Source organism: Flagellimonas marinaquae (genome assembly GCF_023716465.1).
In the GTDB taxonomy this organism is placed as follows: Bacteria; Bacteroidota; Bacteroidia; order Flavobacteriales; family Flavobacteriaceae; genus Flagellimonas; species Flagellimonas alginolytica.
Genome location: NZ_CP092415.1, coordinates 1193499 through 1212342, shown reverse-complemented (window position 1 = coordinate 1212342; position 18844 = coordinate 1193499). Strand labels below are relative to the sequence as shown.

Sequence of the window (18844 nt, the reverse complement as noted above, 5' to 3'; positions counted from 1 at the left end):
ACCTAAATTTATAGTGCTCTTATGGAAATCTGCATGATAGTTCCTTCTTTACTGGACGAAAATACTTTAATTTTTCCTTTATGGTACTCCTCAACGATTCTTTTTACCAAAGAAAGGCCTAATCCCCAGCCCCTTTGCTTGGATGTTACCCCTGGGTCAAAAATATTTTGAAAATCACTTTTAGGGATTCCGTGGCCGGTGTCCGAGATCAATATGTTGATATTTTGCCCCTTTTTTTCAATCTGTATGGCAATGTTGCCTTTGCCCTTCATGGCATCGATACCGTTTTTTACCAAATTTTCAATACTCCAGTTGTAGAGTGGGGGATTCATCAATACCATGGCCTGATCCACATTGGAACTAAAAGAAAAATGGACCAATTTGGAACTACGCTGTTTAAGGTAATCATAAGCTTTTTTGGTCTCGTCGACAATATCGTGTTCCCGAAGCTCAGGTATGGAGCCAATTTTGGAAAAACGCTCGGTAATGGTCTCCAAACGGTCGATGTCCTTGGCAATTTCTTGGGTAACCTCAGGGTTGATATCTTCCGATTTGAGCAGTTCGTTCCATCCCAACAAAGAAGTTAAGGGGGTTCCTATCTGGTGCGCGGTTTCCTTGGCCATGCCCGCCCAAAGTTTATTTTGCTCGGAAGCCTTATTGGTACGAAAGAAAAAGAAGATTACGGCGCCAAACAAGAAAATGATCAAAAGTAGGGCCAAAGGGTAGTATTTTAGTTTGTTCAGCACCTCGGAATTGCCATAATATAAGGTTTCCAGCAGTTCGTCTTCCTGAATGATCTGTATGGGCTCATTCTCGTTTTTGAACTGAACGATTTTTTTATGGATATATACACTATCGGTTATTTTGTCCTCCGGGATATTGTGTGTTTTGTAAGAACCCTCCTCGTTGACCAAGATCATGGGGGTCGACGTGTTGTTGCCAAGGACTTTAAGGGTTAGGTTGCCCAGTTCTTGATCTACAGAGGATTGGATGAGCTCCAATTGTGCAGTGGCCCAAATTTCCATCTTTAAACGTTCCTCCTCCTTGAATTTACGGAAGAAACTATTGGTATTCCACAAAATAAGACTGACGATCACGAATGCCGAGATCAGCATTATAATATTGGAGGTTTTCCTTTTTGGACTAAAGTTCATAAAGGTCAATTTCTTTTTAAAGATAACAAATGGAAAACATGTTGATAGTTAGTTGAAATAACGGTGATCCATGGAATTCATTTTATGTATTTTTGAGTTTTCAACAAAAATTAACATTGCATGGAAGTTCAGGGAAGAATAAAAATGATAGACGAGACCAAGACATACGGCAATAATGGTTTCAGAAAAAGAGAGATGGTCGTGACCACCGAAGAGCAATATCCACAACATATAATGATAGAGTTTGTGCAGGATAAATGTGATTTGCTGAACAACTACAGTGTTGGGCAAATGGTCAAGGTAAGTATCAACCTAAGAGGAAGGGAATGGGTAAACCCACAAGGCGAAACCAAATATTTTAACTCTATCCAAGGATGGCGTATAGAAAACTTGCAACAAGAGCAAGGATCGGACAATATGCCACCCGTACCCCCAATGGAAGCTTTTGAGCCTGCGGACGATCTAAATGAGGAGGATCATGATGACCTGCCGTTTTAATCAAAAAATCAATTTTAAACAAGTTATAAATGAAATCCGGGCGTTGAGTTCGGATTTTCTTGTTTTGGGACCTATTTGTATTTTTAAGAAAAATTGATCTTGGAAAACACTCCATTACATTTTTTGGGCAAAAGATTGCAGTTTCCTCCCGTTGAAACTGCTGGAGAAGATGGATTGCTCGCTGTTGGGGGCGATTTATCCCCAGAAAGATTATTGTTGGCCTATAAGAATGGTATTTTCCCTTGGTTCAACGATGATTCCCTGATACTCTGGTGGACACCGGACCCGAGAATGGTCCTTTTTCCAGAAAAGGTGAAGATTTCCAAAAGTATGCGCAAACTGATCCGTGAAGGAAAATTTACCCTTACCCAGAATAAATGTTTTGAGCAAGTCATAGATTATTGCGCTCAAATACATCGAAAAGGGCAAGAGGGTACCTGGATTACACCTGAAATGAAAATGGCCTATATGAATCTCTATAAAAAAGGATTTATTAAATCCTACGAGGTCTGGGAAGATGGCGAACTAGTCGGTGGCTTGTACGGAGTGGACCTGGGACATGTATTTTGTGGAGAAAGTATGTTCAGTCTAACTTCCAATGCATCCAAGTTCGCATTTATAAAAATGGCCCAAGAAATGTATAAAAACGGGTATCGGATCATTGACTGCCAAGTGCATACGGATCACCTGGAAAGTTTGGGTGCCGAATTGCTGCCCAGAAAGGAATTTATGAAAATCCTACAAGGACAACTGCATGCTCGTCAATAGAAAAAGAATGTTTTGTGGTAAAGAGGAGCTGTAATCTTCCAGCCTATATTCAATACCCATTTGAAGCTTTAACCCCCCTTGGAGTTGCCACCCTACCTGGCCGGAAAGGCGCGTATCGTATTGTGGTGAAGTACCTTTGGCAACGCTCAGCAAATTTTCCAAACTGCCAACAAAATAAGGTTCGCCCAAGTCCAGTTTTTCCCCGATTAAAGGAAAGTCCATGGCATACCTATATCGAAACCGATGAGTGGTGAGCGATTGGGTAATTCGTTGTTCGGCACGTATCCGATGTCCGTAACGTATGGCATTGGGCCTTTGGGCAATGTTGTATTGTTGGGTTGTTCTCAGTTCATTTTCTTTGTCCTCGAAGTTGTTTCTGAACCTATATTGGACCCCTAGTGCAATACTTTGATTGTCGCGGATATTTAAATTGGAAAAATGGGCAAGGTCCAATTGCCTGGCTCTTAAAAGAAAATCCTCATTGCTAAAAATATAATTTCGGCTCGCCAAAGAAAAGTTGTGGGAGTACGATCCGGCAACCTTGTAGTTGACCGCGATCTGTGGCTGCAAATAGGCCGTTAAGTTTTTTTGGGCCCAAATGGTCGGGGATACCGAAAGTAATAAAACAAACAAAAGCAATCGCTTAGTACAGCACATGGTCATAGCTTGGAGGGAAAGATTTACGAATGGCGATTAGATTTCCGTCGGCATTGAACAAAGCTTCGTATTCTTGAAAACCATTCTTTTCTTTTGCCGAGAATATAAGCTCATAATTTACATCTGGCAAAATTAAATTTTGGAACGCATTGTATAGGGTTTTCTCCACGGACTGTCCTTTGCGGGCCGGATATTGTTGCTGTATTTTCTTTACCCTGTGATTACTGTGGTTTTTTGCCAAATAGTGTTGTATCGCATCCCAGGTGGCATTGGGGAGGTCCCGCTCTTTTACTTTAAATTCCACATCTTCCAGAAAACCTTGCTCGTTAAATTCCACGCTGTAATGCAGACGGCCTTTTTTAAATTTGACTTCGTAGCTTTTTTTTGTGCTGTCCGTTTCCTGATAAAAACGAACACGTTTGGCGTTTTGTAGGTATTCTTGGATCAATCCATAGGATTTGGAAGGGAATTGTTCTTGCTCTATTCTGGACTCTCTTTCGTACTTGTTTTGCGCAAACACGGTCTGTGCCATAGCAAGTATTGCCAGTATGATGACTTTATACTTCATGGTATCTAAAACAATTTACTTCGTGGTCGTTTACCATACCGGTGGCCTGCATATGGGCGTAAATAACCGTACTGCCAACAAACTTGAACCCTCGTTTTTTTAGATCCTTGCTAATAATGTCGGATAGTTCGGTAGTGGCAGGAGCATCCCTATAATTTTCCCATTCGTTTTTAATGGGATTGCCGTTCACAAAATCCCAAATATACTTGCTAAAACTACCAAACTCTTTTTGCGTGGCCATAAATGCCCGTGCATTGGATACCGTGGCATTTACTTTTAATTTATTTCTGATGATGCCCGGGTTTTGTAACAGGCTATCGATTTTGGTTTGATTGTATTGAGCAATCTTATTGTAGTCGAAATTATCAAAGGCCTCCCTAAAATTTTCGCGTTTGCGTAAAACAGTGATCCAGCTCAAACCAGCTTGAAACGTTTCAAGTATCAAAAACTCGAAGAGCGTGGAGTCATCCTTAACCGGAACTCCCCATTCCGTGTCGTGGTAAGCTTCGTAGAGCGGGTCGCCCAAGCACCATCCACACCTGTGTTTCTTCATCGCAGTTCACTTTTTATCAAAAGTAATGGAAAAAGTCTAGAGTTAATTGAAAGTTAAAGTATTATAGAATAATAGTATTACTTTTATATTTGCGAGAGAAAATTTTAAAAGTGTGAGTAATGGATTTACTTATGAAATCCTTAAAAATTGGAGTTAACGAGAAACTCTATATAAAAGACCCGGAGTCTTCCACTTTAGGAAAGAATATTGTGCAGCACAGTATACTGTTGATAGATGAAATCGGGTTTGATCATTTTACCTTCAAAAAACTGGGAGAAAAAATAAACTCCAACGAAAGTTCCATTTATCGGTATTTCGAGAACAAGCATAAACTTCTCCTCTATTTGGCCACGTGGTATTGGGGATGGATGGAGTATAGAATGGTTTTTGCCACCAATGGGATATCCGACTCGGTAAAAAAACTGGAAAAGGCGGTGGAGATCTTGACCAAGAGCATTGAGGAGGATACTTCCGTGACCCATGTGAACGAAGTGGTATTGAGCAGATTGATCATCAACGAATACTCCAAATCCTATTTGGTAAAAGAAATCAACCAAGAAAACAAGGACGGTTACTTTGTTGTTTACAAAAGACTGATCAACCGTCTCAGTGATATGATCAAAGCAGTGGACGATCACTATCCTTATCCGATCAGTTTGGCCAGCAACGTTTTGGAAGGATCGCTCCATCAATATTTTTTGCAGGAACATTTCCCTACCATAACCAATTGTAACCATAAGATAACACCAACAACTTTTTTTACAGATTTAATTTTTCGCACCTTAAACAAAAAAGTAAATGGCTAAACATATACTCACGGCTTGGCAACGGTTAACGGGACTTCTGACCTTGGACAAGAAAGACATTTTTCAGATATTTTACTATGCAATTTTTGCCGGATTGGTCAACCTTTCCCTGCCATTGGGGATACAGGCCATAATTAATCTTATACAGGGGGCCAGAGTAAGCACATCGTGGATCGTGCTGGTAGTTTTGGTCACCTTGGGGGTTGCATTTGTAGGTGTTTTGCAATTGATGCAGATACGAATCATTGAAAATTTACAACAGAAAATTTTTACCAGGGCATCTTTTGAGTTTGCTTACCGATTTCCAAAAATTAAGATGAGCGAATTGAGGTATTACTATCCACCAGAACTTGCCAATCGTTTTTTTGATACGCTGACCGTCCAAAAATCACTGTCCAAAATATTGATAGATTTTCCAGCAGCTCTGTTGCAGATCGTATTTGGTCTGTTGCTGCTATCCTTTTATCATCCGTTCTTTATCATATACGGACTCTTGTTGCTCTTATTGATTTACATCGTATTCAAATTTACGGCACAAAGAGGGTTGGATACCAGTTTGGAAGAATCAAAAATAAAGTACAAAGTGGCGCATTGGGTACAGGAGATCGCCCGATCCATTATTAGTTTTAAACTTTCTGGAAAAACATCCCATGCCTTGGACAAGAACGATGCTCTTGTAAGTGATTATTTAGAGGCCAGGGAAAACCACTTTAAAGTATTGGTCCTACAATTTATTCAAATGATCGGTTTTAAGGTCTTGGTTACGGCGGGATTGTTGTTGATCGGAGGATTATTGGTTCTGGACCAGCAAATGAACATAGGACAGTTCGTAGCTGCGGAAATCATTATTCTTTTGGTGATCAGTTCTGTTGAAAAACTGATTTTGGGATTGGAAACATTTTATGACCTTTTAACCTCTTTAGAAAAAATGGGGCAGGTCGTGGACAAGAAATTGGAGCCCAAAGACGGGGAAACCCCATTCAATGATCAAGATGGGTTAACGATTGAACTACAAGACGTAGTGTACAAGGTTCCCGGACTGGAAAAGAAGATTATAGATAACCTGTCCTTGACCGTTGGTCCCGATTCCAAATTGTTGATATTGGGAAAAAGTGGTTCCGGCCGGTCCACGCTCTTAAGAATGATGGCTGGGATCCTAGAACCCGATTCCGGTAAAATATATGTGAACAATGTATCGCTCCAAGGTGTAAAACTGAGCCAGTACCGTGCATATTTAGGGCATTCCCTTAAAGAAGAATATCCATTCGAGGGAACGCTGTTGGACAATATTACCTTTGGGAACAAAGATATACCGATGGAAGATGTGTACTGGGCCTTGGAGAAAGTGGGGCTTACTGAGTTCGTTAAAGAACAGCCACAGGGACTTAAAACCATCTTGTATCCCGAGGGTAAAAAAATACCGGACTTTATCTCCAGAAAAATTGTTTTGGCACGCAGTGTTGTTACCAGACCAAAGCTAATGATCTTAAAGGACCCTTTGGAGCAATACGATGAAGAAGCAACAGAACGGATGATGGACTTCCTTACGGATCCGGCCAATGGATGGGCACTTGTAGTGGTTAGCGAGAACCCAAAATGGGAGAGTCGCTGTAATCAGATCATTCGAATGGACAACGGTAGATTGACAAACATAAAATAAAGCTCATGCTCAATATTTCTTCCAATAACAAGTTGAACGAGAAAGTGGACCTTACAGGTTATAAGGCGGGCCAAAAAGTCTTTCATAAAAGACATTACAAACATTTTAATCGCTTTTTGGCGTATTTTTCCATAACAGTGTTCTTTATGATGTTTTTGCCCTGGACGCAGAATATCACGGGTAGAGGGTTCCTTACAACGCTGACACCGGATCAAAGACCGCAGACCATACAGTCCCCGATACCTGGCCGAATAGAAAAATGGTATGTAAGAGAAGGGGACTATGTGCAAAAAGGGGATACCATCCTATATATTTCCGAAGTAAAAAGTGAGTATTTCGACCCCAATTTGGTAGAGCGCACCGGTCAGCAGATCAAAGCAAAGGAAATGGCCGTAACGTCGTATCAGGAAAAGGTCAAAGCGCTGAACCAACAAATAAATGCACTCAAAAGTGAGTTGGGACTAAAATTGGAGCAAGCCCGAAATAAATTGGTGCAGTCCAAATTAAAGGTGAAAAGCGACAGTATTGATCTGGAAGCGGCAAACACCAACATTACCATTGCCCAACGGCAGTACGATCGTACTCAAAAATTACAAGAAGAAGGCCTAAAAGCTGTGACAGATGTTGAGGAGAAACGCCTTAAGTTGCAAGAGACCCAGGCCAAATTGATAAGTCAGGAAAACAAATTGTTGACCAGTAAAAACGATGTGATCAATGCGCAAGTGGAAATCAATAGGGTAAAGGCGGAGTATACGGATAAGATTTCCAAGGCACAGAGCGATCTGTACACGGCGCAATCCAATCAGTTCGATTCCGAGGCACAGGTAACAAAATTGGAGAATCAATATACCAACTACGAGATGAGGAACAATATGTTGTACATACGTGCTCCTCAAAATGGGTATATTACAAAGGCGATCCAATCCGGAATCGGGGAAACTTTTAAAGAAGGTGCCCAATTGGTAGGTATAATGCCCGCTGATTATGATGTGGCCGTAGAAACATTTGTGGAGCCCATAGATTTGCCTTTGATTCATTTGGATGAAAAAGTACGGATTCAGTTTGATGGATGGCCGGCTATCGTATTTAGCGGCTGGCCCAATGCATCCTACGGTACTTTTGGCGGTAAGGTCGTGGCCATCGAAAACTTCATCAGCCCCAATGGGAAATACCGGGTACTATTGGCGCCGGACGAAGAAGAAGCCCCATGGCCAAAAGATATTCGTGTAGGATCCGGAGCAAGTACCATCGCACTTTTGGAAGACGTTCCGGTTTGGTTTGAATTGTGGAGACAGCTCAACGGCTTCCCTCCAAATTATTATCAACCCCAAAATACTAGCGCAAATGCCACAAAGAAATAGAAGCCAACTTTTATTTTTTGCCCTACTGATCTTTGCTACCTGTACATTTTATGCACAACAAGATGTATCGGTACTCGGCTTTAAGGAATATTTGGGGTATGTAAAAAAATATCACCCAATTGCCAAGCAGGCACAACTGAATATTGCCATAGGGCAGGCCAACCTTATGAAAGCAAGGGGTGGCTTTGACCCTAAAGTTGAGGTAGATTACGATACCAAAGAGTTTAAAGGGACCGAGTATTGGGATCGATTGAATACGACTTTTAAGATACCCACATGGTTTGGTATTGAGCTAAAAGGGAATTATCAACAGCGTGAGGGCACCTATCTCAATCCCGACGAGACTTTGCCAGATGATGGTCTGTACAGTGCAGGGGTCTCCATGTCCGTATTGCAAGGATTTTGGATCAATGAGCGTATGGCAACCTTAAAAAGGGCAAAGTTTTTTAGGGAACAGACCAAAGCCGAACAAGATCTACAGGTAAACCAAGTCTTATACAATGCCTCATTGGCCTATTTTGATTGGTTAAGGGCCTTTAAGGATGCCGAAGTGTACCGGGATTTTTTACAAAATGCCGAAACTCGTTTTCAGGGGGTCAAGGAAAGTGCCATGGCCGGCGAAGTTGCCATGATCGATACAGTAGAGGCAAAAATTGCTGTTCGAAACCGGGATTTAGGTTATCAACAGGCCAAGGTGAAACTGATGAAAAAATCACTCGAACTCAGTAATTACCTATGGATCGAGGATGTACCCGTTGAGCTTCAACCTGGGGTAAGGCCTAATTTGGAGCCCGAAATGGATATCAATTCAACATTGGAGATCGAGGGTATGCCATTGGATAGCTTCAGTTTGGCATCACATCCGAAACTTTTGTCATTGAACTATAAAATAGAAGGGTTGACGGTTGACAAAAGATTGAAAGCCAATAAACTATTGCCAAAATTAAAGGCGGAATACAATTTTATAACCGAAACACCAGAATTCATAAACTCATTTGTTACCGAGAACTACAAAGCGGGCTTAAGTTTTCAAATGCCCATATTCCTGCGCAAGGAACGTGGAGACCTAAAATTGGCAAAATTTAAACTCAGGGATGCCGAATATGAGCGGGACAATGCCGAAGTGGAAATTCAGAACAAAGTAATTGCCATTTATAACGAGTTGGACTCTTTTACCCAACAAAATCAGCTCATCCGGGATATAGTAAATGACTATTCCACGATGTTGACCGCCGAAGAACGTAAATTCAGTTTTGGGGAAAGTTCCCTGTTTTTGATCAATTCCAGGGAAAGCAAGCTTATCGATGCTTACTTAAAGCAGAACGAAATGCAGAACAAATTTTTCCATACCAAAGCGATGTTGTTCAAGAGTTTGGCCATAAACCCCAAAGCATTGTAAGGAATAGCCTCTAATAACTACCAATGACAAAAGTCAGAAAATGGGTGGATGGCCCAATGTACTTTTGAAAAAATCAATTTTATGGAAGTATTGGAAAAGAATCGATTGGAAATAGTCCGGGAATATCTTCAGAAAGGGATGGATTACAGAACTTATAGCGAATTGGTGAGCGAACTCGCAAAATCCGGTAAAACTACTGGTCCTGTTCAATCCGATGCCCTAATTAATTATACCAAACTTGGCGACCGTAGAATGGTGCGGTGGGAGAAGACCTTTAAGATTTCGGAAGAGGACCAACAAAAGTTGAGCAACCTGGATAGGCAACTTGTTTTTTTGGCCCTGTCCGAGAGTTGGTGTGGTGATGCGGCGGCCAGCTTGCCCGTAATCGCCAAAATAGCAGAAGCTAGTCCCAATATTACCTTTAAGATCGTTTTACGGGATGAGAGCCTTGACCTAATGGATGCATTTCTTACCAAAGGAGCACGTTCTATCCCCAAGGTGATCGTACTGGACAAGAACAAAAATGAAATTGTCGGTGAATGGGGCCCAAGACCTAGCATTGCCACTAAAATGGTAGAGGACTGCAAAAGGCAACACGGGAAACTTACCGACGAGTTTAAACAGGAACTACAGGTGTGGTACAATAAGAACAAAGGGCAAAATATCCTAGAGGATATATTGGAACTACTTGCCTTGGAATAGGTAGGTTATGGTTCCGATCTGCGAATTTTTGGAATCGGGGCTAAAGCGTGCTTTTAATGCATAGGCAATGGCATTGTCCACTAAACAACCATTATTGGTTCCGGAACTTTTATCGTTAAAACTTGCCTCGGTAACATACCCGTTGTTATCCACCGTAATGTTCACCACCACTTTGCCGCCTTCAATACAGGTGTAAATAGGCGGAGGAAGATAATAGGCATTTCTTTCTACCAATGAATAGGAAATGGAAGTGCGTCGATCTTTTAAATAGTTGGTGTACTCTTCTTTTTGGGCATCGCGTTCCCCTAATTTTTCTTTCTTTTCGTCGCGTTGTTCCCGGAGTTTTTTTAATTGATCTTCGAAACCGGAATTATCGGCATATTCCCCGGATTCGCTGCTCAAAGCTCTTTCTTCCATGAGCTCTTCCAGTGTTTTTAGAGGCTCTGGGTTGCCAACACTGGGTTTTGCGGTTTCGTTGAGAGCCATGTGGCTTTTAATGGGGTCATTGGCAGCTCGCATTTCTTCCAGTCGCTCTTCCTCTTCCTCAATAAGCTTTTCAATATCCTCGTCGGCCAGGCTCATTTCAATAACATACTCATCCTCTTGTACGCCCCCTAGGTGAATATTGAAAAGCAATAAAATCACTATGGACATAGAGAAGAAAGTAATCAAAAGTGATAACTGGCTCTTGTTAAGGTTCATGGCTTTACTATAACCGCTTTTTTATTAAAATATTTTATTTGGACCTATTTAGGTCGGTGTATTTACCTCAAGTTTTTCCTTGAAAACATTGGGGCTTGTAGCATTATCTACGTTGAAATCCCCTATTTTGGTTCTTCTTAGTTTGCTAAGATGGGCCCCGGACCCCAAAGCCTTACCAAAATCGTGCGCAAGCGAACGTATATAGGTCCCTTTGCTACAGACTACCCTAAAGTCCACTTCGGGGAGATTAATTCGGGTGATCTCAAATTCAAGAATTTCTATTTTTCTTGATTTTATCTCCACTTGTTTGCCTTCCCTGGCGAGTTCATATAATCGCTTCCCATCTTTTTTTAAGGCTGAAAAAATAGGGGGTACTTGGTCAATCTCTCCTAAAAATTGTGTAGTAGCTTCTTGGATTGATTCATTGGTAAGATGTTCTGTGGGAAAGGTCTCGTTCACTTCGGTCTCCAGGTCGTATGAAGGCGTAGTAGCTCCCAAAGTAATAGTTCCGGTGTACTCTTTTATCTGTCCTTGAAGCTCTGGAATTTTTTTGGTGAATTTCCCCGTACAGATAATCAACAAACCAGTGGCCAAAGGGTCCAATGTTCCAGCGTGGCCAATTTTAATTTTTTTTAGATTGAATTTTTTCCGGATGGCCCATTTTAGGGCATTCACTGCTTGGAACGAAGTCCATTCCAAAGGCTTATCGATCAAGAGTATCCGACCGTTCAAAAAATTTTCTTGGGTATTCAAAAAATTGGGATTTTGGCATCAAATATACTGATCTATCCCCAAATGCTCCAAGCAAGGGCAATTAACCCAACTATTAAACAGTAAATGGCAAAATAACTAAGCTTGCTCTGGCGTACCAGCTTGATCATCCAGGTACAGGCTGCCAATCCGGCAAAAAAAGCGGCTGCAAACCCTGCCCCCATGGCTATGGCCTGATCACCATGAAAATTGATTTCGCCTCCCATAAGATCTTTGGCCACTTTTCCCAAGATCAACGGGACTACCATTAAAAAGGAAAAACGTGCCGATTTTGTCTTGTCAACTCCTAAAAGTACGGCAGCCGAAATAGTTGCCCCACTTCGGGAGATACCTGGTAGTATGGCAACGGCCTGTGCCATTCCAATAATAAAGGAACTACGAAAAGAAACACCTTTTTCCGTAGTTTTGGCCAAATCTGCCAAATACAGTAAAAATGCCGTAATTATGAGCATTATCCCTACGATTACAATGGCCCCATCAAAAAATACTTCGATAAAATCGTTTAAAAACAATCCTACCAAGGCGGCGGGAATCATCGAAATAACGATCTTTAAGGAAAATTGGGTCTCTTCGTTCCATTTAAATTGAAAGAGGCCTTTCAAAATATCGAAAACATCTTTCCGAAATACCACCAAGGTGCTCAGTGCCGTGGCAAAGTGCAAGATTACGGTAAATAAAAGGCTTTCCTCTGGAACGGCCTGTGCTCCCAATATGGCTTTTCCCAATTCCAAGTGTCCGCTGGACGAAACGGGTAAAAATTCGGTCAATCCCTGAATGATTCCAAGGATAATAGCATCGATTATCTCCAAATTACTCCTTGTTTTTCTTGTTAGGATTCAACAAAATGGCGTATACTTGAATGCCTAGACCGATAAGAATCAAGGTTGGTGCAAGGCGGATTCTTCTAAAGTTGTATATCTCGGGGTTGAATACTTCGGGGTCGTCGCTTCCGCCACCGCTCATCAAAATAAACCCAAGGGCAATAAAGGCAATACCTATAAATAGGAAGAAATAGTTTTTCTTCTGGAAAACAAATTCTTTTGTAGGCTTTAAACCGTTGTTGTTTTTCTTGCTCATGCTGCAAATTTAGTAATAAAGATCGTCCGTTCTCAGGTTTAAAAAGCGTTGGGTCGCAAAATGGGTGCTGGCCCACGAAATGATAACGCCCAAACCAAATACACTAACGAACAAAATAATGAGAACGATATAATCTTGCAAAAGATTCAATTCGGGGAAGTTTTTGTCGATATAGAACACCAATACACCCAACCCGATCAAAGCGACAACTGCCCCGACCATGCCCAGTTTAATGTTGGTCCAGATAAACGGCCTTCGGATAAAGGTTTTCGTGGCGCCTACCATTTGCATGGTTTTAATAATGAATCTTTTGGAATAAATGGAAAGTCGGATGGAACTATTGATCAATAAAACGGCAATTACGGTGAAAACAGCACTGGCCACCAATATCCATAAACTGATTTTCCGTGCGTTGTTGTTGAGCAAGGAGATCAAGGGTTTGTCATAGCTAACTTCGTCCACGTAGGCCTTGGCCGCCAAGTCTTCTGCAATCTCATCAATTTGTTGTGGAGAGACAAAATCGGCCTTTAAATGCACATCGATGGAATTTTTCAAGGGATTGTAGCCCAAAAACTCTTCAAAGTTTTCGCCAATATCCTCGCTGTATTGTTCCGCCGCATCTTCTTTGGAAATGTATTCGGCGGATTTTGTGTGCTCCGCAAGGGCCAAACTTTTTTGTAACTGGTCAATCTCGACCGGCTTGGCATTATCTTTCAAAAACACCGAAATAGTGATCTGCTCTTTAAAATGGTCTGCCAATTTTTTGGTGTTGAGCACCAAAAGGCCCAAAACACCCAAAAGAAACAGGACCAAGGCAATGCTCAAAGCCACGGAAAAGTAGGAGGAAATCAGTTTTCGTCTCTGATATCGTTCAATATATTGGCTCATAGAATAGAATCAGTACGTAAAAATAGAAAAGTAAATTGTATTTAGGGGATTAAACCTATTTTTGCACACGAAATTGAACAAGATTAACAATGAATTACGATTTCCGCGAGATTGAGGCCAAATGGCAGAAGTATTGGGCAGAAAATGAAACTTTTAAGGCATCCAACGATTCCGACAAACCTAAATTTTATGCATTGTCGATGTTCCCTTACCCCTCGGGGGCAGGCCTGCACGTAGGGCACCCGCTAGGATACATTGCCACGGACATCTATTCGCGTTACAAAAGACACAAAGGATTCAATGTGTTGCACCCAATGGGCTACGATTCCTTCGGGTTGCCAGCGGAGCAATATGCGATTCAAACGGGTCAGCATCCTGCGATTACGACGGAAAACAACATTAACCGGTACCGTGAGCAGTTGGACCAGCTTGGTTTCTCTTTTGATTGGAGCCGCGAAGTGCGAACCTCCAACCCACAATATTACAAGTGGACACAATGGATTTTTATCCAATTGTTCAACGCTTGGTACAATAAGAAATCGGACAAAGCAGAAAACATTTCCAGTCTGATCTCCATTTTTGAAAAAGAAGGGAATACCAATGTTGAAGCCGCTTGTGATGATGATGTTCCAAGTTTTGATGCAGTCACTTGGAATACGTATTCCGACAAGGAAAAGCAAGAAATCCTTTTAAAATACAGATTGACCTATTTGGCGGATACCGAAGTAAACTGGTGTCCTGCCCTTGGAACCGTTTTGGCCAATGATGAAATCGTAAATGGGGTTTCCGAGCGTGGAGGTCACCCCGTGGTTCGTAAAAAAATGACGCAATGGAGCATGCGCATCACAGCTTATGCCCAGCGTTTGTTGGACGGATTGGATAAAATTGATTGGCCGCAACCTTTAAAGGATTCCCAAACCAACTGGATTGGGCGATCTGTAGGTGCTTCGGTTACTTTTAATGTGTTGGACGCTGAGCGTAGTCGAAGCGACCGGGATGTCACTTTGAGCACAGTCGAGAAGCCTTACGAGATAGAGGTCTTCACCACCCGCCCCGATACCATTTTCGGTGTAAGTTTTATGACCTTGGCTCCTGAGCATGAATTGGTGGCCAAAATTACGACCCCGGAACAAAAAGCCGAGGTTGATGCTTATGTGGAAGCTACGGCAAAACGTTCCGAGCGCGACCGTATGGCGGATGTAAAAACCATTTCAGGGGTATTTACGGGAGCTTATGCAGAGCATCCGTTTACCAAAGAACCTATCCCGATTTGGATTGGCGACTACGTGTTGGCCAGTTATGGAACGGGAGCGGTTATGGCCGTACCCTGCGGCGACCAACGCGATTATGATTTTGCAAAACATTATAATATAGATATCCTCAATATTTTTGAAGGGGTGGATATTTCCGAAGAGGCATTTGCTGATAAGGAAACTACTATTATTGCCAATTCTGACTTTTTGAATGGATTATCTTATAAGGATGCCATGAAGAAAGCCATTGCCGAGTTGGAGAAGATCGGACATGGCGAAGGAAAAGTGAACTACCGTTTGCGCGATGCCGTATTTAGCCGTCAGCGCTACTGGGGCGAACCATTTCCTGTATATTATAAGGATGGTATGCCGCAAATGATTGATTTGGAGCATTTGCCCTTACAATTGCCCGAAGTGGAAAAATATCTTCCCACCGAAACGGGTGAGCCGCCATTGGGCAACGCCACCGAATGGGCGTGGGACGTAAAACAATGTACAGTGGTCAATAATCAATTAATTGATCATGAAACTGTATTCCCTCTAGAATTAAATACCATGCCGGGTTGGGCGGGAAGTTCCCAATACTTTAATAGGTATATGGATCCACGGAACGATGACGCTATTTTCTCTCCAGAAGCCATCAACTATTGGCAAGATGTGGACCTTTATATAGGAGGAAGCGAACACGCTACGGGCCACTTGTTGTATTCCCGCTTTTGGCAGAAGTTTATGTTCGATATGGGTTATGTGCCCAAAGACGAATTTGCCCAAAAGTTGATCAACCAAGGGATGATTACGGGTACGAGTGCTTTTATATATCGGGAATTGGATTCTAATAAGGTATATTCAAAAGGATTGATAGAAGGTAAGAACGTTGTCCCAATTCACGCCGATGTTTCTTTGGTAAATGCTTCCGATGAATTGGATGTGGAGGCCTTTAAAGAATGGCAACCTGAATATAAAGATGCGGAGTTCATTCTAGAAAATGAAAAGTACATTGTAGGCCGCGAGGTCGAAAAAATGTCCAAATCCAAATACAATGTCGTCAATCCAGATGCCATTTGTGAGGAGTACGGAGCCGATTCACTTCGTTTGTACGAAATGTTCTTGGGCCCCTTGGAGCAATCCAAGCCTTGGAATACGGCAGGTATTTCCGGAGTACACTCTTTCCTTAAAAAACTTTGGAAGTTATATACAAATGGGTCGCTGAGCGGAGCCGAAACGGAACCTACCGCCGATAATCTCAAAACGCTGCACAAGACCATCAAAAAAGTGGAAGAGGATATCGAAAACTTCTCGTTCAATACATCCGTATCTACCTTTATGATCTGTGTAAACGAGTTAACATCTCAAAAATGTACCAGCAAGGCGATTCTGGGTCCATTGGCAGTTTTGGTTTCACCTTATGCGCCGCACATTGCCGAAGAGCTCTGGGAGCGTTTGGGCAATACCGGGTCCATTGCCGAAGTGCCTTTCCCGAAGTTTGAGGAAAAATATTTGGTGGAGAGCAGTAAGGAATACCCGATATCCTTTAATGGAAAAATGCGCTTCAAATTGGAGTTGCCGTTGGATATGAGCAAGGAGGATATTGAAGCCGCGGTGCTGGCCCACGAAAAAACGAAGGAGCAGTTGCAGGGCAGAGAGCCTAAAAAGGTAATCGTGGTTCCAGGTAAGATTGTAAATATTGTTGGGTAATCCGATAAATTGTTGCTGTCATTCCGAACTCGATTCGGAATCTCATACGATAAAATCAATACGAATTTTATAAGAATACCCTCAAAAAAGCATGCCGACCGGCATGCTTTTTTATTTAAAACACAACACCCATTAAAAAAATAGGGTTGCAAAGTCAAAAACATATAAAAAAATTAATTAGACCCATATAAATAGAGGGTATAAATATTAAAAAATACATTATTTTACCTGATACCCCTACTTTTTATCGATTATTTCTGTTGTGATTCATTTTTTTTGTACAACTTTGGTCCCAGAAACCATTAAAAACAACAAAATGACTGTTGGGATACCGAAAGAAATCAAAAACAATGAGAGCCGGGTGGGCATGACGCCCGCTGGAGTATTTGAATTGGTAAAGAACAATCACACGGTTTACGTGCAATCAGGTGCAGGTGAAGGCAGTGGTTTTTTCAATCAGGATTATCAGCAGGCCGGGGCCACAATTTTGGATACCATTGGTCAAGTGTATGCCATGAGCGATATGATCGTTAAGGTAAAGGAGCCCATAGCAGAAGAATATAACCTAATTCAGGAAGGACAGATTGTGTTTACCTACTTCCATTTTGCTTCCAGTGAAGCCTTGACCAAGGCCATGATCAGGAGTAAGGCCATTTGTATAGCTTACGAAACGGTAGAAGATGAAGATGGAACCTTGCCCTTGTTAACCCCAATGTCCGAGGTTGCCGGCAGAATGGCAATACAGCAAGGAGCAAAGTATCTGGAAAAGCCTGTTAAGGGTAAAGGAGTGCTTTTGGGTGGAGTTCCCGGAGTTTCACCCGGTAGGGTTTTGGTTCTGGGAGCGGGTACTGTTGGTATTCAGGCTGCTAAAATGGCAGCAGGTCTGGGTGCGCAGGTCACTATTTTGGATGTGAACATGAAGCGCCTCCGGTACGTGAACGACATTATGCCAAGTCATGTTGTAACCGGTTTTTCTAACGAGTTCAACATCAGAAAACATATAAAAACGCACGACCTTATTATTGGGGGAGTGCTTTTAAAAGGGGCCAAGGCACCCAACTTGATCACCAGGGATATGCTAAAGGATATGCATCCGGGCACCGTAATTGTCGATGTTGCCGTAGATCAGGGAGGATGCGTGGAGACCACCAAGCCTACAACCCATGAGGACCCGGTGTTTATTATAGATGATGTAGTTCACTATTGTGTAGCCAATATGCCAGGGGCAGTGCCTTATACTTCTACAGTTGCCTTGACGAATGTTACACTGCCCTATGTGCTACAATTGGCCAATCTAGGATGGAGAAGTGCATGCAAATTAGATCCGTCCTTAAAAAAAGGATTGAATGTTGTTGAAGGAGAGATTATTTACAAAGAGATCGCCGAAACTTTTCATTTAGATCCGGTTTTGGTCTAACTGGACTAACATTTTGACAGTATTTTAACCCTGCCACGATTTGGCGGGGTTTTTGCATTTATGTGGTATATTTATATAAACGATTAAATTATGATGACATATTATATATTGATCGGGGGAATTGCCCTGATCAGCTGGCTGGTGAGCAACCGATTAAAGAGTAAGTTCAAGAAGTATTCCAAGGTGCATTTGCGCAATGGGATGAGTGGTGCGGAGATTGCCCAAAAAATGCTGGATGATCATGGAATAAGGGATGTAAAGGTTATTTCCACACCCGGAATGTTGACGGACCACTACAACCCTAAGAATAAAACCGTAAACCTTAGTGAAGGTGTGTACAACCAACGAAATGCTTCTGCTGCCGCGGTGGCGGCACACGAATGTGGACATGCGGTACAACATGCGCAGGCATATGAATGGTTGACCATGCGTTCCAAATTGGTTCCTGTGGTGAGCGTTACCTCTGGAATGTCCACTTGGGTGGTTTTTGGTGGAATTATGCTGATGGCCGCTACGGGTGTAGCGGGCGGTATTGGCTTTTATATAGCTGTTGCTGGTTTGATTATGATGGGATTTGCCACTTTGTTCAGCTTTATTACCCTGCCCGTTGAGTACGATGCCAGTAAAAGGGCTTTGGTGTGGTTAAAGCAAAAGAACATGGTTACCCAAGAGGAGTATTCCGGAGCAGAGGATGCACTAAAATGGGCAGCAAGAACCTATTTGGTCGCAGCTTTGGGCGCCTTGGCCTCCCTATTGTACTGGGCGGTGCAGGTTTTTGGAGGAAGAGATTAAGAAATTATAACTCAAATAAAAAAGGGGCCGATCGGCCCCTTTTTTTATTGTATGTGTTGAAGTCGTCATTCTGAATTCATTTCAGAATCTCGTCAAACTGATAAAAAAATCACTATGAGAACC

Annotated in this window: 19 protein-coding genes; 10 read left to right on the top strand and 9 right to left on the bottom strand. The window is 42.1% G+C overall.

Annotated features, from left to right (window positions below; translation table 11 throughout):
* Window positions 1-8: 8 nt before the first annotated feature.
* Window positions 9-1154: a sensor histidine kinase gene (locus MJO53_RS05490; RefSeq protein WP_252080771.1), complete on the bottom strand. Its 1146-nt coding sequence runs from the start codon at window positions 1152-1154 to the stop codon at window positions 9-11.
* A gap of 120 nt (window positions 1155-1274) precedes the next feature.
* Here MJO53_RS05490 and MJO53_RS05485 point away from each other — a divergent pair, with 120 nt between their 5' ends.
* Window positions 1275-1652, top strand: coding sequence for a DUF3127 domain-containing protein (locus MJO53_RS05485; RefSeq protein ID WP_224836233.1), 378 nt, complete (start codon window positions 1275-1277; stop codon window positions 1650-1652).
* Between the two features lie 123 nt (window positions 1653-1775).
* Entirely contained in the window at window positions 1776-2420 is a 645-nt protein-coding gene (aat, locus tag MJO53_RS05480) for a leucyl/phenylalanyl-tRNA--protein transferase (RefSeq protein ID WP_252080770.1), read from the top strand.
* On the opposite strand, the gene MJO53_RS05475 is transcribed toward aat, so the two are convergent.
* Genes MJO53_RS05475 through MJO53_RS05465 form a run of 3 tightly spaced genes read right to left on the bottom strand, consistent with a single transcriptional unit; the run spans window position 2391 to window position 4198 of the window.
* Window positions 2391-3077, bottom strand: coding sequence for a DUF2490 domain-containing protein (locus MJO53_RS05475; RefSeq protein ID WP_252080769.1), 687 nt, complete (start codon window positions 3075-3077; stop codon window positions 2391-2393). The two genes, aat and MJO53_RS05475, sit on opposite strands and share 30 nt — an antisense overlap.
* Window positions 3064-3645 (bottom strand): hypothetical protein, encoded by a 582-nt coding sequence (locus MJO53_RS05470; protein WP_252080768.1) that lies wholly within the window; start codon window positions 3643-3645, stop codon window positions 3064-3066. Before MJO53_RS05470 ends, MJO53_RS05475 begins: the two co-directional genes overlap by 14 nt.
* The gene (locus tag MJO53_RS05465) at window positions 3635-4198 is read right to left on the bottom strand and encodes a DNA-3-methyladenine glycosylase I (protein ID WP_224836237.1); all 564 of its coding nucleotides are present in this window, start codon (window positions 4196-4198) and stop codon (window positions 3635-3637) included. Before MJO53_RS05465 ends, MJO53_RS05470 begins: the two co-directional genes overlap by 11 nt.
* Window positions 4199-4317: 119 nt before the next feature.
* On the opposite strand from MJO53_RS05465, the gene MJO53_RS05460 reads away from it, so the two are divergent.
* The 5 genes from MJO53_RS05460 (at window position 4318) to MJO53_RS05440 (ending at window position 10126) form a co-directional block, all read left to right on the top strand.
* Window positions 4318-5004: a TetR/AcrR family transcriptional regulator gene (locus MJO53_RS05460; protein ID WP_252080767.1), complete on the top strand. Its 687-nt coding sequence runs from the start codon at window positions 4318-4320 to the stop codon at window positions 5002-5004.
* Window positions 4997-6664, top strand: a complete 1668-nt coding sequence (locus MJO53_RS05455) for a peptidase domain-containing ABC transporter (RefSeq protein WP_252080766.1) — start codon at window positions 4997-4999, stop codon at window positions 6662-6664. Before MJO53_RS05460 ends, MJO53_RS05455 begins: the two co-directional genes overlap by 8 nt.
* 5 nt (window positions 6665-6669) lie before the next feature.
* On the top strand, window positions 6670-8025 hold the full coding sequence (locus MJO53_RS05450) for an HlyD family secretion protein (RefSeq protein ID WP_224836240.1): 1356 nt from the start codon (window positions 6670-6672) through the stop codon (window positions 8023-8025).
* Complete coding sequence (locus tag MJO53_RS05445; protein ID WP_224836241.1) at window positions 8009-9424, top strand: TolC family protein; 1416 nt, start codon at window positions 8009-8011, stop codon at window positions 9422-9424. Before MJO53_RS05450 ends, MJO53_RS05445 begins: the two co-directional genes overlap by 17 nt.
* Window positions 9425-9505: 81 nt before the next feature.
* Window positions 9506-10126, top strand: a complete 621-nt coding sequence (locus tag MJO53_RS05440; RefSeq protein ID WP_252080765.1) for a thioredoxin family protein — start codon at window positions 9506-9508, stop codon at window positions 10124-10126.
* On the opposite strand, the gene MJO53_RS05435 is transcribed toward MJO53_RS05440, so the two are convergent.
* From MJO53_RS05435 to MJO53_RS05415, 5 genes are read right to left on the bottom strand one after another with little or no spacing between them, the layout of a single operon-like run.
* Complete coding sequence (locus MJO53_RS05435; protein ID WP_252080764.1) at window positions 10109-10828, bottom strand: energy transducer TonB family protein; 720 nt, start codon at window positions 10826-10828, stop codon at window positions 10109-10111. The genes MJO53_RS05440 and MJO53_RS05435 overlap by 18 nt on opposite strands.
* Window positions 10829-10876: 48 nt before the next feature.
* On the bottom strand, window positions 10877-11581 hold the full coding sequence (gene truB / locus MJO53_RS05430; RefSeq protein ID WP_252080763.1) for a tRNA pseudouridine(55) synthase TruB: 705 nt from the start codon (window positions 11579-11581) through the stop codon (window positions 10877-10879).
* A gap of 32 nt (window positions 11582-11613) precedes the next feature.
* Window positions 11614-12408, bottom strand: a complete 795-nt coding sequence (locus tag MJO53_RS05425; RefSeq protein WP_224836245.1) for an undecaprenyl-diphosphate phosphatase — start codon at window positions 12406-12408, stop codon at window positions 11614-11616.
* A 1-nt stretch (window position 12409) separates the two neighbouring features.
* Window positions 12410-12676 carry a DUF3098 domain-containing protein gene (locus tag MJO53_RS05420; protein WP_252080762.1) on the bottom strand — a complete coding sequence of 89 codons (267 nt, stop codon included), beginning with the start codon at window positions 12674-12676 and terminating at the stop codon, window positions 12410-12412.
* A 9-nt stretch (window positions 12677-12685) separates the two neighbouring features.
* Window positions 12686-13564 carry a cell division protein FtsX gene (locus MJO53_RS05415; RefSeq protein ID WP_252080761.1) on the bottom strand — a complete coding sequence of 293 codons (879 nt, stop codon included), beginning with the start codon at window positions 13562-13564 and terminating at the stop codon, window positions 12686-12688.
* A gap of 89 nt (window positions 13565-13653) precedes the next feature.
* Here MJO53_RS05415 and leuS point away from each other — a divergent pair, with 89 nt between their 5' ends.
* The 3 genes from leuS (at window position 13654) to MJO53_RS05400 (ending at window position 18721) form a co-directional block, all read left to right on the top strand.
* On the top strand, window positions 13654-16512 hold the full coding sequence (leuS, locus tag MJO53_RS05410) for a leucine--tRNA ligase (protein ID WP_252080760.1): 2859 nt from the start codon (window positions 13654-13656) through the stop codon (window positions 16510-16512).
* 316 nt (window positions 16513-16828) lie between these two features.
* Window positions 16829-17929: an alanine dehydrogenase gene (gene ald / locus MJO53_RS05405; RefSeq protein WP_252080759.1), complete on the top strand. Its 1101-nt coding sequence runs from the start codon at window positions 16829-16831 to the stop codon at window positions 17927-17929.
* Window positions 17930-18019: 90 nt separating this feature from the next.
* Window positions 18020-18721, top strand: a complete 702-nt coding sequence (locus tag MJO53_RS05400; RefSeq protein ID WP_224836250.1) for a zinc metallopeptidase — start codon at window positions 18020-18022, stop codon at window positions 18719-18721.
* Window positions 18722-18844: the final 123 nt, after the last annotated feature.